The following is a 13320-nucleotide window of genomic DNA, read 5'->3' on the forward strand; positions in this document are numbered from 1 at the left end:
GTTGTACCGGTTCATCCGGGGTCAGCACGACACGGTGGTGGTGGGTCACCACATCTTCGCCGACAAGGCCGATCCCAAGAAGGTGGAGCAGGCATGGCAGGACTGGCTGGCCAAGCTCTTCGCCTGACGACCGCTCCCGCCGCACCTGAGGGCGGGGCGGATCGGCCAGCATCAGATCACAGGACGCCGGTATCGAAGGTCACCATAGGCATGGACGAGAGCACGAATCCCAGACACGGCGACGATGGCGGGATCGCCGACGACGACTCCCAGGCGGCCGAGCCGCGCGGCCGCCTGGGCCGCCCCCCCGCTGAGGGCGCCTCGGAAACGAGCGAGCGCGCCTCCAGCGGTCCCGGCGGCCACCACGGCCAGGGCGAACCGGCGCCACAGCGGCGCCACGACGACCCCGGCGAGCAGGCCGGACCTCCGGACAAGGACGATCAGGGCCGGCCGGCCGGACGGCAGCACCACGACGATCAAGGCGAGGGCGTCCCACGGGACCACCACGGTGGCGGGGAAGGCGTTGCGGAGCGGCCGCACCCTTCCACTCCGTCCTCCGCCGGGAACGACGCTCACGACGATCGGCCATCCGACGACGAGGATCCGCCCGGCTCGAGCCGGTCCTTTCTCCTCGGCCTCGCCTGGTGGCCCTGAACCGCCCCGCCCGCCGCGCCGCGCGCCGGCCGTCCCCTCCGGGGGGTGCCGGGCCGCCGCGCTGCGGGTGAGCGGGCACGGTCCGGATCTTTCCCCACTATTCGATGAGGATGACCATGTCTCCACGCGACGACGATCGCGCCCGCCGGGAACAGGACCCGGCCTGGTGGGAACAGGACCCCGCCGAGTGGGAGCACCACGCCGCCGAGGATCACCTGGTGCTCGGTGAGCAGGACGCGATCCCCCACGAGGATGACCTCCGGCTGGCGGAGGAGATCGCGGTCCCCTACGAGGAACGCCTGACGCGGACCGAAGCGGACGCGGCCCCGTTCGAAGACGGACTGCGGCCGGCGCAGGAGGACCAGGCCACGCCCGAGGAGGGCCCGCGGCCGCGGGAGGAGCACGCGGTCCTGTACGACGATCCGCTGCCGCAGAACGAGGACACGCTTCGGCGCGGAAACCGAACCGCATGGCGCTGGGACGCCTACCGGGACGATCACCTCTCGGTGTGGGAGGAGCATGTCGCCCTCTGGGAGGAGGAGATCGCCGAGACGCGGCGGGAGGCCGCCGCCCGCGAGGGCCGCGTTCCCTCTGCCGCGGCACGTCCGGTGCCCCGCCAGGCGGGCGCGTGCCTCCGGAGCATGGGATGCGCGGGATGCCCCGGCGCGGAGGCCGCCGCCGGCGGCCACCTCTCCTCTTCCCCGCCCACCTGCTGGTGCTCCCGGCGACGGGATGAACAGTGAGGCTGCCGGTCCGGGCGGCGTCGCGTGACGGCTCGGCCTGAAGGGCCGGGCCCGGTGACGCCGGCCAGGACCGGCGTGTGACCCGGCGAGCTGGTGCCTGCCGCAGGTGCGGTCGGTGGGCACCGGCTCGTCGGCCCGTCCGCCGGAGATCGGCGGCCACTCGGACGAAGACGGCGAGCCGCTGGCCCGCCGCCGGCCCGCCGTCGTCCCGCCGGCTCGCTCGTGCGGCAGGCGGGCCTTGAGCGCCTCTATCGGCGCCGGCGGAAGGCCGGCCGGGTCGGGGGAACCGTGACGCCGGTCGCCGCGCACCGCGACGGCGTCTCCTGATCACCTCTGGTCACTTTACCCACGAGTTTTCCGGACGCACCAAGCTCGTGTTACGCGGCAATATCGGGCCGTCGGAAAAGCGCGGGAGAACGTTCCTGATCTGGCCTCGGGAAACCCTTCACGGAATGCCGGAAACACACCGAGGTGGCGGCTGCACACCCTGGATGCACCCCTATTTCCTGCATGAGAAGCGTACCGATAGGAACTGGATAGCGGGCGCGAATAGCTTCACTTATGCGACGGCGGGACGGCACAACGCCAGCTCCGCCACGGACGAGGGGTCAGCCGCAATGAGCGATCACATCAAGACCATCGCCCTACCTCAGATCCTGTTCGGCACTCCTGCCTCGGCGGTGGGACTGAGTCTGACCCCCGGAAAGACCGGCAACACACCCTGGGGCTGAGCCCCTTCGAAAGCCGTGAACCTCGATGCGGCCGGAGCCCACGGCTCCGGCCGCATCGCCGTTTTCGGGGTCGTCGGCCGCTCGCGCCACCGGAAGCCGGGGTCGCCGGCCGCCGGGCGGCCGGAGGCGTCAGCCGCCCGCGACGCTGGGGAGGAGGTGGACTTCCGCGCCGCCGGGGACCGGGGCGTCGGAACCGCCGATGGAGCGGCAGTCGACCCCGTCGATGTAGACGTTCATGTAACGCCGCAGGGCGCCCTGCTCGTCGCGCACGCGCCTCTCGAGGCGGGGCCAGTGCCGGCCCATCTCGTCAAGCACCGTCCGCAGCGTGCCCGCGGTGTCGACGCTGAGCGACTTGACGCCGCCCACCTCGCCGCGCAGCGTGGAGGGCACCAGAACGGTCACCGCCATCGGTCACACCACCGCCGCGCGGACACAGAGCACGTCGGGCAGGTGTGACGCCACCAGCGCCCACGAGTCGCCCTCGTCGCGGCTGGCGTAGACCTCGCCCGAGCGGGTGCCGAAGTAGACGCCGGCGGGGTCGGCGTCGTCGGCGCACATCGCGTCGCGCAGCACGGAGGGGTAGAACGGCTCGGTGGGCAGGCCGTCGGTCAGCGCCTCCCAGCTCTTGCCGGCGTCCTGCGAGCGGTAGACGCGGCAGCGCTCCTCGGGCGGGAAGCGCATGGAGTCGGCGGTCAGCGGGAAGTTGTAGACCACGTCGGGCCGGCGCGGGTGGGTGACGATGGTGAAGCCGAAGTCGCTCGGCAGGCCCTCGGCGATGGACTCCCAGCGCGTCCCGCCGTCGTCGGAGCGGTAGACGCCGTGGTGGTTCTGCGCGTACAGCCGGTCGGGGTCGGTGGCGTCCCGGGCGACCTTGTGCACACACTGCCCGAACTCGGGGAACGGGTCGGGCATGTAGGGCGCCTGGATGCCGGAGTTGGCCGGCGCCCAGGAGGCGCCGCCGTCGGCGCTGCGGTAGACGCCGCCGGTGGACATGGCCACCAGCAGCGAGGACGGGTCGTCCGGGTGGGGGAGGATCGTGTGGATGGCCTGCCCGCCGAACCCGGCCCCCCACTCAGGGCGGTGCGGGTGATCCCACAGGGAGCGCACCATCTCGAACGTCACGCCGCCGTCGTCGGAGACGAACAGGGCCGACGGCTGCGTGCCGGCGTAGACGCGCTCGGGCCGGAAGGGATCGGGGACCAGCTGCCATACACGTTCGAGCGCCGTCGAGGTGTCCTTCGGGAATGCCACCGGCGGGTGGTCGGGCTCGTGCCAGGACGCGCCGAGGTCGTCGCTGTAGCCGACGCTCGGCCCGTAGTGGGAGCTGGTGACCCCGGCCAGCAGGCGAGGCACCGTGCGGCGCTTGTCGATGCACACGCTGTAGACCCCGGTCATCGGGAAGTGAGGGCCGCTGACCTCCCACGAGGCGCGTTCGTCGTCACTGCGGGCCAGGAACAGCCCCTTCGCGGTTCCAAGGGCCAGAAGGACGGTCATCACGATCCCTTTCGGTGCGGACGAAATGGTCACAGTCGGTCAGTATCCAACCCCGGACCACCGTCCCGGAAGAGCTGGAGGCCAATTTTCTAGAACTGGTGTTTGATCTTCTCGTTGCGCTCGGCTCGATCAGTCGCCGGGGCCGGCGCCGGGCAGGTCCGGCTCGGCGGGCAGGGGGATGCGCAGGCTCACGGTGCCCCGCAGGTCCAGCCAGGCGGCCCCCGGCCCCCGGACCAGGCGCATCACGACCTCCTCGCAGCCGGGGCAGCGGGCCACCCACCCCGGTTCGGGGCCGTACACGCGCAGCGAGGCGAGCGGGCCGGCGAGCCCGCAGCCCGCGCACCGGCCGTCGGCCGCGGTCACGTCGACGGCGAAGATCTCGCGCAGCGGGCCGGCCAGGACGTTGCCGTCCTGGTAGGCGTCTTCGATGGGTCGGGTCATGTCAGCCTCCGGTGGGACCGAAGCGTTCGGTCCTGATCCGGCGCGGATCGTGACCGAGGGCGAGCAGGATGTCGGCGGCCGTCTCGACGAAACCGGTGGGCCCGCAGACGTAGCAGTCGGGCGCGAACTCGGCCGGCCAGCCGTGGGTGTTCAGGTCGGCCACCGTCAGCCGGCCCGCCGGACGCGGCCAGCCGTCAGGGACGGCCCGCGTGTAGAGATGGGCGACGTCGAGCCCGGCGTCGCCGGGGTCGTGGCGGCGCAGTTCCTCGGCGTAGAAGCGCTGACCGGGGTCGCGCACCGAGTGCACGAGGCGGAACGGCGTGCGGCTCCCCGCCTGCCGCCGAGCGCGGATCATGGCCATCAGCGGGACGATGCCCGACCCGCCGGCCACCAGCAGCACGGGATCGGCGCCGGTGGGGCGCCAGACGAACCAGCCGCCCACCGGCCCGCGGACCTCCACCTCGTCGCCGACCTCGAGCACCTCGGCGAGGTACGGCGAGACCTCCCCGCCGGGGACGTTCTGCACGGTCAGCTCGACGAGGTCGCCGTCGGCGGCGGAGGCCACGGAGTAGCTGCGCTGGGTGCTGTAGCCGTCCGCGGCGGTCAGCCGCACGTCCACGTGCTGGCCGGGCAGGTGCCCGGGCCAGCCGGGAATCTTGAGGACCAGCGTGCGGGCGGCGTCGGTCTCGGCGCGGGCGGCGACCATGCGCGCGGCCCGCCAGAGCAGCCGGTGGGCGTTCAATCGCCCTGGTAGCGCTGCTCGCGCCACGGGTCGCCGTAGTTGTGGTAGCCCGCCGTCTCCCAGAAGCCCGGCCGGTCGTCGTTGAGCAGCCGGATGCCGCGCACCCACTTGGCCGACTTCCACAGGTACAGGTGAGGGACGAGCAGCCGGGCCGGTCCGCCGTGCGCGGGCGCGAGTTCCTCGCCGTCGTACTCGTAGGCGACCCACGCCTGTCCGTCGAGCAGGTCCTCCAGCGGCAGGTTGGTGGTGTAACCGCCGTAGGAGTGGACCAGTGCGTACTCGGCGGTGGTCTCGACGTCCTCCATGAGGACGTCGAGCGACACGCCCTTCCAGGTCGTGCCGAGCTTGGACCATTTGGTGACGCAGTGCAGGTCCACCGTCGGCGTCTCGGCCGGCAGGCCGAGGAGCTGCCGCCAGGTCCAGCGGTGCGTGTGCCCGGCCTCGGTGTCGATGGTGAACTCCCACCGGTCGAGCGGGATCCGAGGGGTCGGGCCGGCCGACAGCACCGGGAAGTCGTGGGTGAGGTACTGGCCCGGGGGCAGCGTGACGCCCTCGTCCCGTGGCCTGCCGCGGAAGCCGCGCGAGATGATGCCCATCGGTCCTTTTCCTTCGTGCCGCCGAGGGTCCTTACGGTGGTCTTCCCGGAGGAAGATGCGAACCGGTTATGAGCTGATTGAAGGCGCTTGCACCGGTTCGTACGGCTTTATCACACGATAGCGGTCGTGCATCAGGGGCTGGGGTGGACTCGCGCTCAGGTCGCCATCGGGCCGCGTCCGCACGCCCGGCGCACCGCCAGGCCGAAGACCACGTCAGGGGCCGTCGGGCGGCCGGCGGCCCCTGACCGGTGGTCCTGTCAGGGGTGGCGCAGAGTGAGGCGGGCGACGCGGCCCTGCTCGCCGGAGGCCCAGCAGGCCAGGTCGGGAGCACATGCCACGGTGTCGAACGACCCGCCGTCGAAGGACTGCCACCGGTCGCCGGCGGAGAAGGTCACGTCGCTGCCGGTCGGCCCGACCGCGATGGCGGCGAAGGGCAGGTGCGGCAGCCAGGTGACGCCGGACCGGTAGTTCTGGGGCGGGGCGGACGCCTTGCGCCATGTCGCGCCGCTGTCGCCGGTCACCGCGGCGGCGTCCGGCGAGGGCAGCCCCGGCTGGTAGTCGCCGCCCACCGCGATGCCGTGCCGGGAGTCGCGGAAGGCCAGCGCGAACACGCCGCGCGCCGGGTCGCCCGCCGGCACGGGGGTCTCCGCCACCGACCAGGTGAGGCCGCGGTCGCGGGAGTGGAACACGCGCGAGCGCGCGCCTCCGCCACTGGCCAGCCACACGTCCCGGCCGCCCGCCGTCACCAGGCACTGGCCGCTCGCCGCGAAGCCCGCCTCGCCGGGCAGCGCCTCCGGCATGCCGGTGGACGGCAGCACTCGCCAACTGCGGCCGCCGTCCTCGGTGGACAGGATGCGGAACCGGCCGTCGACCGGGTCGCTCATCGCCAGCCCGTGCCTGTGGTCGAAGAAGGCCATGCAGTCGTAGAAGGCTCTGGGCTCATCGTTGCGGAAGGTCTCCGCCCAGGTGCGCCCGCCGTCCTGGGTGCGGTAGATCCGTGAGGCTTCGCCCTCGCCGATCGACAGCACCACGGCCGTGCGCGAGTCGAACGCCTCGATGTCACGGAACTGCAGGTCGGCGGTGCCGGGGGGAGGTACGGCGCTCCAGCTCCGCCCTCCGTCGCCGGTGCGGAGCACCGTGCCCAGGCTTCCGGAGACCCACGCGACGCGCCCGCTGACCGGCGACAGCCCGCGAAGGCGCGCCTCGGCACCGGTGGGGCGCGGCTCCCAGGTGAGCGCCATCTGGCCGGGCGGCGCGGGGAACGCGGCCGAGGCCGCGGCGGGAGCGGGCGCGCCGGGAGTGGGAGCCGTCCCGTCGGTCACCGGGGTCGCGGGCATCGCCTGCGCGGACGCGGGGATCGCCATGACGAGCGCGGACACGGCAGTGAACAGCCCGAGTGCGGATCGAAGCATCATGCCCGGCAAATTAGTCCAAATTGATCTATATCGTCCACGGTCGCACGGCACGCCCGCGGTTCTCACAGCGCGTCACGACGGATGGTGAGCATAAGGTAACTCCCGCGTCAATTGACCGGCCGGTCAATCAGGGTGACGGTCGAGGGCAACGACACCTCTCAGGACGGAGGCACGGATGGATCTCACCAAATCGTGGGCGGACGTCGTCGCGTTGCTCGCCGGCGCGGCCGCGGTCCTGGCGCCCTTCTTCTGGGCGAGCGCATCCCACCAGGCCGCCCAGCCGCTGCTCATACTCGGCGCTCTGCTGCTGATCTCGGCCCTCTGGTCGCTGCTCGGGGCCGGCGGCGCGAGCTCGTGGGTCACCGCCGCGTTCGGCGCCCTGCTCGTCGTGTCCCCATGGGCGTTCGGCTTCGACGGCTCGGCCGCCGCGGCCTGGACGGCATGGATCGCCGGCGCCGTGACGGTTATCGTCGCACTGTGGACGGCGAGCCAGACCCGCGGCCGCGTTCTGACGAACGCGTGATCAAGGGCTCCGTGTGGCCCCGCGCCGCTCGCGGGCGGTCCGGGGCCACCGGAGGAGAGCCGGACGCGCGCACGCGCATCCTCGACGCGGCGGAGGAGCTTTTCGCGGCCGGCGGGTACGAGGCCACCGCGACCGCCGAGATCGCCAAGCAGGCCGGCGTGCCCAAAGGCCTGGTCTTCCACTACTTCCCGCGCAAGATGGACGTGCTCGTCGCGCTGGTCGACGAGCGCATCGGCATCGACGAACTGGGCGACCGGCAGGTCGAGGCCGTCCCCGGCGACCCGGCCCGCACGCTGGCCGGCCTGGCCCGCCGGGTGCCGCTGCGCGCCTCACCCGCGATGCGCCGCATCCTGTTCCGCGAGGCCGACACCCACACCTCGGTGCGCGAGCGGCTCAGGCACCTCAACGCCGAGATCATCCGCCGTGCCAGCTTCGCGCTGGAGCTGACCCTGCCCGGCGCCCGCGGCGACGCCGCCCGGCTGGAGGCCGCGGCCGCCACCTTCGCCGCCGTGCTCCTGTACCAGGAGAACCTCTGCCTGCTGACCGGCCACCACATCGATCCCGACATGGTGGCCGATCTCATCGTCAGAGCCCTCGCCTGAGGCCGGCGGCCACCGGAGCCTGGACCGCCCTCACCTGCCGGCACTCTCGCGCGCCGGAGACCGTGCCCGGGCGAGGCCGTGGCGACTCGGCCGGCGACGGCCGGCGACGGCCCGCGACCCGGCCCGCGACCGGGCCAAGCCGGTCAAGACCGGCCTGAGCATCCGCTTTTCATCTCGAGTCACATGAATGCCGAAATATCTGCTGATTCCAAAATGGGGCGGCTTGATTTCCTCTGCCATCGGCGATGTTCATTGTGTTCCCGGTTGAGAATCGTTTCACCGGCCGCACGGAATTGCGGTGAACTCCCGCAGGGAAACGGCGGGCGAGGCGATAATCTCGTTGTCCGACAACAGCAATGACAAGGGGTGGTATGTACAGTAAGCGCATGGCCGTCAAGGCCGCGATCCTGAGCGTCGCCGTCGCCTCGCTGTCGCCGGGCACCGCGACCGGCGCCCTCGCCGAATCCGCCGTCGCCTCCGGCTCCGGCCGCGCCGCCGCGGCGGACGTGACCCGGCAGAGCGTCGTCGACCGGGCGAAGACCTGGAACCCGGGCACCCCGCAGCGCGTGCCGTACAGCCAGAACAAGTACCACGACGGCTACCGCACCGACTGCTCCGGCTACGCCTCGATGGCCCTCGGGCTGAACCGTCCGGGCCTGAACACCGTGGCGCTCGCCTCGCCGGGCGCGAGCGGCCCGATCGCGATGTCCGCACTGCTCATGGGCGACCTCGTCATCGACGCCAACGGCGACAACAACAACCGGCACGTCGTCATCTTCGAAAGCTGGGCGAATCCCGCGCACACCTCCTACTGGGCCTACGAACAACGCGGCGGTTACGGAACCGACCATCGCGTTCTCACCTACGGGCTGAACGCGGGCAGCCAATTCCACGCCTACCGGCCCCGGGTGTTCGGCGGAGGCGGCGATCCCGGAACGGGCGGCAAATACTGGGTCGACACGTTCTCCGGCGCGACCGGCTACCGGGAACCGAACACCAACGACCCGCAGGGCACCCTCAACAAGGGCACCAACTACGTGTACTGCCGCATCTGGGGTGCCGAGGTCCGGCATGGCGCCCAGTTCAACCACTGGTGGCTGCGCACCGACCTCGACCGCGCGAACCCCGGCAAGAACGGCCGCGGCGCCTACGTCTCCGCGTACTACCTCGCTAAATGGGGCAACGACGAAGCCAAGGACAACGCAGGACGAGACATCCCCAACTGCTGAGCGCCTCGGAGGCCTGTCCGCGCCGGGCAGGCCTCCGAGCCGCATGCCCGCCACACGCGAGCCGATCTTCGTGTATCCATATATCGATCCTCTGTTCGTACAAGGGGTCGCCGGGCACGTGGGTGAGAGCCGGGGAGGGGCGGGCCGCTTCCCCACGATGGGCGCCGCCGTGGGGCCGTTCCACCGGACGGCCCGCGGCCGGCCGGGGGAGTGGAATGAGAGACAGAGCCGTCACGGGCGGGCAGCGCGCGTCCGAGCTGAGCGCGGTGGCGGTGAGCGACCGCTTCCGGTTGTTCAACTTCACCCGGCGCGACGACCACCTGGTCTACCTGTGGGTGCTGCGGGCGATGGACCGCCTGCGGGCCGTCCACCAGCTCCAGGCCCACCCCGACGACGTCGCCCGCGTGCTCGCCGAACTGGGCCGCGCCCACGACCAGGTGCCCTCGGCGGAGGAGAACCTCCGCTCGCGCCTCGACGCCCTGGCCGACGACGGGGTCGTCCACCGCCTGGAGGACGCCTCGCGGGCGGGCAGCCTGGTCCGCTACCGCAACCGCCAGTCGGTGTACCAGTTCAGCGAGCTGGGCTACCAGGCCTTCTCCGCCGTCGAGGAGGTGCTGGCGGCCCGGCCGCAGGATGCCAACCTCTCCCGGCTGGTGTTCTCCGACATCCTCGACGACCTGCGGGCCGTGGCCGCCGCCAACCGCTCAGGCCACGGCGAGCGGATCTGGCGCCGGCTGTCGCGGCTGGACGCCGTCATGGAGGACATGGCCCGCCGCTCCGCGCGCTTCCATCTCACGCTCGGCGAGATCACCCGCTCCACCGACGCCTCGCCCGAGACCTTCCTGCGCCACAAGAACACCTTGCTCACGCACATGACCGACTTCATGGCCGAGCTCGACCGCTACCTGCCCCGCCTGGACGAGGCGGTGCGCGACGTCGAGCGCACGGGGGTCGCCACCATGATCGGCCGGGCCGCCGCGGCCGACGAGCGGCCGTTCCTCGACCGGGACGAGCGGCTGGAGGACTGGCGCCGCCGCTGGGCCGTCCTGCGCGCCTGGTTCGCCGCCGACGGCGCCGAGTCCTCCCGCGCCGCCGAGCTGCGCGCGGCCACCAGGACGGGCGTGTCCGGCGTCATCGCGCTGCTGCGCCAGATCGCCGAGGCGCAGCGCGGCGGCGTCAACCGGTCGACCGAGCTGCGCCATCTGGCCGAATGGGTGTTCAACGCGCCCGACGAGGGCGCCGCCCACGCCCTCATGGCCGCCGCCTTCAACGCGCGCTCGGCCCGCCACCTCGGCGGCGCGCACGAGGACGCCGAGGACATCTCGGTCCGCTCCACCTGGTGGGACGCCCCCGGCGTGGAGATCTCCGTGCCGCTGTTCCGCAGGGGCAAGGCCCCGGCGCCCGGCGTGCCGCAGCCGGTGCGGGGACGGTCCGGCATCCGCGGTGAGCTGCGCCGCCGCCAGGCGTCCCACCGCGCCGCCGAGCGCGAGGCCGCCGGCGGCCTGGTCGAGGCGGGCGTGCACGGGCGCGTCCTGGACGAGGCCGAGACGCGGGTCGTCCTGAAGCTCCTCACCCGCGCGCTGGAAGCCCGCGCCGTCGTCGCCGGCCGGTTGCGCGACGCCTCCGGCGGCAACGAGGTGCTGACCGTCCGCCTGGTCCCCGCCCCCGAGGGCAGCGCGGTCCGCACCGCGCACGGCGTCCTGCACCTGCCGGGCCTGCGGCTCGAACTCGCCCCCGCCTCGCACGCCAGAGGAGCGCTGCGATGAGCCGCCGCGGCGCCGCGGCCGGCGTCCTGCCCAGCGACCTCGGGTCCTACCAGCACGCCGTGCGGCTGGCGCTCACCAACGACCTGATCACCGCGGCCCGCCCGCGGCCGGGCGCGCTGGAGCAGGTCCTGCAGTGGGCCGACCAGCTCACCCGCGACCTGCGCGAGCTGCTCGGCTACACGGTGATCGCCACCACCCGGCAGGTGCGCGTGGTGCGCCGCCTCGACGCGCTGGACGACACCCAGCGCCACCTGTTCGCCAAGAAGGGCAAACCGTTCGACCGCCGCCGCCTGGCCTACCTGTGCCTGGTGCTCGCCCTGTTCCAGCGCTCACGCGTGGAGATCAGCCTGGCCGACCTGGTGCGGGCGTTCGCCCCGGCGGCGGGCGCCGTCGAAGGGCTCGGCTTCGACCCCACGCTGGGCTCCCACAAGGCCGCGGTCGTCGACTGCCTCGACTGGCTGGTCGAGCGGGGCGCGCTGCGCATCTCCGACGGCTCGCTGGACGCCTGGGCGCACGACACCGAGCGGGGCGACGCCCTGTTCGACATCGACCACGACATCTGCGCGATCCTGTTCAAGCCCGCCCGCCCCGTGCAGCACCTCACCAGCGCCGCCGGCCTGCTGGAGGACGCGGGCGGCTCCGGCGGCGCGCGCCCGGGCGAGACTGCGCGCCGCGCCCGCCGCCTGCTCGTCGAGTACCCGGTGGTCTACTTCGCCGAGGTCGAGCCCGAGGTGGCCGAGGCGCTGCGCCACCCCGCCCTCGCCGCCGACCTCGCCCGGCTCACCGGCCTGGTCGTGGAGCGCCGGGCCGAGGGCGTCATGCTCGCCGACCCCGGCGGGCGCTTCACCGACAAGCCGTTCCCCGGCAGGGGAGGGGCGGTCAACCGGGCCGCCGGCCTGCTGCTGGCCAAGATGGCCGACCTGCTGGAGGACCCCGCCGAGCGGGCGGAGCTGCGGTTCACCGAGCCGCCCGCCGAGGCCGGCGACCGGCGAGAGCTGCTGGCGCGCGTCGACGCCGCGCTGCCGCGCGCCGGGGTCGCCGACGCGCTCGCCTGGACCCCGCCGCCCGCCTCCGCCCGCGAGCCCGCCACGACCGCCGTGATCGCCGCGCCGCCGGCCGAGGTGGCGCTGGTCGAGCGGGCCAGGCTCGCGGGCATGATCCACGAGCTGTACGACGAGCTCGGCGCGGCGTCCTTCTCGGCGGCCTGGCAGCACGACCCCGAGGGCCTGCTGGAGGCCGCGGTGACCCTGCTGGCCGAACTGCGCCTGGTACGGCGGCATCCCGGCGGGGTGCTGCTCCTGCCGGCGTTCGCCCGCTATCGCAACATCACCCTGGCCCTGCCCGACAAACGCGCCGAGCAGGGCCGCCTGGCCCTGGACCTGCAGGCGTCACCCGCGGAGGAACCCTCGTGACGACACCCGCTCCCGGCCGATTCAAGCCGTCCCGCGCCGGTGTGATCAACATCTGGGACTACATCGACGAGGAGTTCGTCTTCGCCGACGGGCGCCTGGTGCTGCGCGGGCACAACGGGTCGGGCAAGACCAAGGCCCTTGAGGTGCTGTTCCCGTTCATCTTGGACGGGGTGAGCGACGCCAGGCGCCTGGACCCGTTCAGCGGCGAGAACCGCACGATGAAGTCCAACCTGCTCTACCGCGGCCAGGAGGCCGAGTACGGCTACGTGTGGATGGAGTTCACCCGCGACCAGGACCCCCACGACGACCACGATGACGACCCCGAAGGCAGGGGTGGCCGCGAAGGCCGCGACGGTGATGATGAGGACGCGGTGCCCCCGGACGCCGGCGGACCCCGCCCGGCCGGGGACGTGGAGGCCGTGACGCTGGTCATCGGGCTGCGCGCCCACCGGCATCGTGACGGCGTCGCGCCGTCGTTCTTCGTGACCGGCAGGCGTGTCGGCGTGGACTTCGGCCTGCTGTCCGCCGATTCCCGGCCTCTCACCGAGAGGCAGCTCAAGGCGTCCCTGGAGCCCGGCGCCCGCTGCCGCACCGCCACCGACTACCGCGCGGCCGTGGACGCCCGCCTGTTCGGGCTCGGCAAAGAGCGGTACGCCCAGTTGCTGGACCTGCTGCTGGCACTGCGCCGCCCGCTGCTCGCCAAGGACCTCGACCCGGTGAAGGTGTCCGACACTCTCAGCGCCGGGCTCAGCCCCGTCGACCCGGCGCTCGTCGAGCAGGCCGCCCGCGACTTCGAGAACCTCGCCGCCGTGCAGCGCCTCTTCGACGACCTGGCCCTCGCCGACGGGGCGGTCAAGGAATTCCTGGTCCACTACACCGCATACCTGCGCGCCCACGTCCGCCACCAGCTCGACCGCATCGACGAGCGCACCCAGAGCGCGGCCGGCGGCGCCGCCCGCGTCGCGCGGGCGG

Annotated in this window: 13 protein-coding genes and 1 pseudogene; 7 read left to right on the plus strand and 7 right to left on the minus strand. The window is 72.9% G+C overall.

Annotation, left to right across the window (positions count from 1 at the left end):
- Nucleotides 1–171 precede the first annotated feature (171 nt).
- On the minus strand, nucleotides 172–540 hold the full coding sequence (locus ACFO60_RS40270; RefSeq protein ID WP_380852651.1) for a hypothetical protein: 369 nt from the start codon (nucleotides 538–540) through the stop codon (nucleotides 172–174).
- Between the two features lie 230 nt (nucleotides 541–770).
- On the opposite strand from ACFO60_RS40270, the gene ACFO60_RS40275 reads away from it, so the two are divergent.
- Nucleotides 771–1397 carry a hypothetical protein gene (locus tag ACFO60_RS40275; protein ID WP_380852654.1) on the plus strand — a complete coding sequence of 209 codons (627 nt, stop codon included), beginning with the start codon at nucleotides 771–773 and terminating at the stop codon, nucleotides 1395–1397.
- Nucleotides 1398–2257: 860 nt separating this feature from the next.
- On the opposite strand, the gene ACFO60_RS40280 is transcribed toward ACFO60_RS40275, so the two are convergent.
- From ACFO60_RS40280 to ACFO60_RS40305, 6 genes are all read right to left on the minus strand, one after another.
- The gene (locus ACFO60_RS40280; RefSeq protein ID WP_380852657.1) at nucleotides 2258–2536 is read right to left on the minus strand and encodes a MoaD/ThiS family protein; all 279 of its coding nucleotides are present in this window, start codon (nucleotides 2534–2536) and stop codon (nucleotides 2258–2260) included.
- A 3-nt stretch (nucleotides 2537–2539) separates the two neighbouring features.
- Nucleotides 2540–3622 carry a WD40/YVTN/BNR-like repeat-containing protein gene (locus ACFO60_RS40285; RefSeq protein WP_380852660.1) on the minus strand — a complete coding sequence of 361 codons (1083 nt, stop codon included), beginning with the start codon at nucleotides 3620–3622 and terminating at the stop codon, nucleotides 2540–2542.
- 129 nt (nucleotides 3623–3751) lie between these two features.
- Nucleotides 3752–4063 (minus strand): DUF6510 family protein, encoded by a 312-nt coding sequence (locus ACFO60_RS40290; protein ID WP_380852663.1) that lies wholly within the window; start codon nucleotides 4061–4063, stop codon nucleotides 3752–3754.
- A 1-nt stretch (nucleotide 4064) separates the two neighbouring features.
- Nucleotides 4065–4805 (minus strand): ferredoxin reductase, encoded by a 741-nt coding sequence (locus ACFO60_RS40295; protein ID WP_380852666.1) that lies wholly within the window; start codon nucleotides 4803–4805, stop codon nucleotides 4065–4067.
- Entirely contained in the window at nucleotides 4802–5401 is a 600-nt protein-coding gene (locus tag ACFO60_RS40300; RefSeq protein ID WP_380852669.1) for a sulfite oxidase-like oxidoreductase, read from the minus strand. Before ACFO60_RS40300 ends, ACFO60_RS40295 begins: the two co-directional genes overlap by 4 nt.
- Nucleotides 5402–5658: 257 nt before the next feature.
- Nucleotides 5659–6816: a beta propeller repeat protein gene (locus tag ACFO60_RS40305; protein WP_380852671.1), complete on the minus strand. Its 1158-nt coding sequence runs from the start codon at nucleotides 6814–6816 to the stop codon at nucleotides 5659–5661.
- A gap of 175 nt (nucleotides 6817–6991) precedes the next feature.
- Here ACFO60_RS40305 and ACFO60_RS40310 point away from each other — a divergent pair, with 175 nt between their 5' ends.
- The 6 genes and pseudogenes from ACFO60_RS40310 to ACFO60_RS40335 all read left to right on the plus strand — a co-directional run.
- Nucleotides 6992–7339 (plus strand): SPW repeat domain-containing protein, encoded by a 348-nt coding sequence (locus ACFO60_RS40310; protein WP_380852674.1) that lies wholly within the window; start codon nucleotides 6992–6994, stop codon nucleotides 7337–7339.
- Nucleotides 7336–7941, plus strand: coding sequence for a TetR/AcrR family transcriptional regulator (locus ACFO60_RS40315; protein WP_380852677.1), 606 nt, complete (start codon nucleotides 7336–7338; stop codon nucleotides 7939–7941). Before ACFO60_RS40310 ends, ACFO60_RS40315 begins: the two co-directional genes overlap by 4 nt.
- Nucleotides 7942–8327: 386 nt before the next feature.
- On the plus strand, nucleotides 8328–9170 hold the full coding sequence (locus ACFO60_RS40320) for a hypothetical protein (protein WP_380852680.1): 843 nt from the start codon (nucleotides 8328–8330) through the stop codon (nucleotides 9168–9170).
- A gap of 215 nt (nucleotides 9171–9385) precedes the next feature.
- Nucleotides 9386–10936: a TIGR02677 family protein gene (locus ACFO60_RS40325; RefSeq protein ID WP_380852683.1), complete on the plus strand. Its 1551-nt coding sequence runs from the start codon at nucleotides 9386–9388 to the stop codon at nucleotides 10934–10936.
- Entirely contained in the window at nucleotides 10933–12348 is a 1416-nt protein-coding gene (locus ACFO60_RS40330) for a DUF2398 family protein (protein WP_380852686.1), read from the plus strand. The genes ACFO60_RS40325 and ACFO60_RS40330 overlap by 4 nt, the downstream gene beginning before the upstream one ends.
- A pseudogene (locus ACFO60_RS40335) lies at nucleotides 12345–13320 on the plus strand (hypothetical protein); the annotation flags it as partial. The gene ACFO60_RS40330 and the pseudogene ACFO60_RS40335, both read left to right, overlap by 4 nt.

Origin of the sequence: Sphaerisporangium dianthi, assembly GCF_042654065.1 — a bacterium.
In the GTDB taxonomy this organism is placed as follows: domain Bacteria; phylum Actinomycetota; class Actinomycetes; order Streptosporangiales; family Streptosporangiaceae; genus Sphaerisporangium; species Sphaerisporangium dianthi.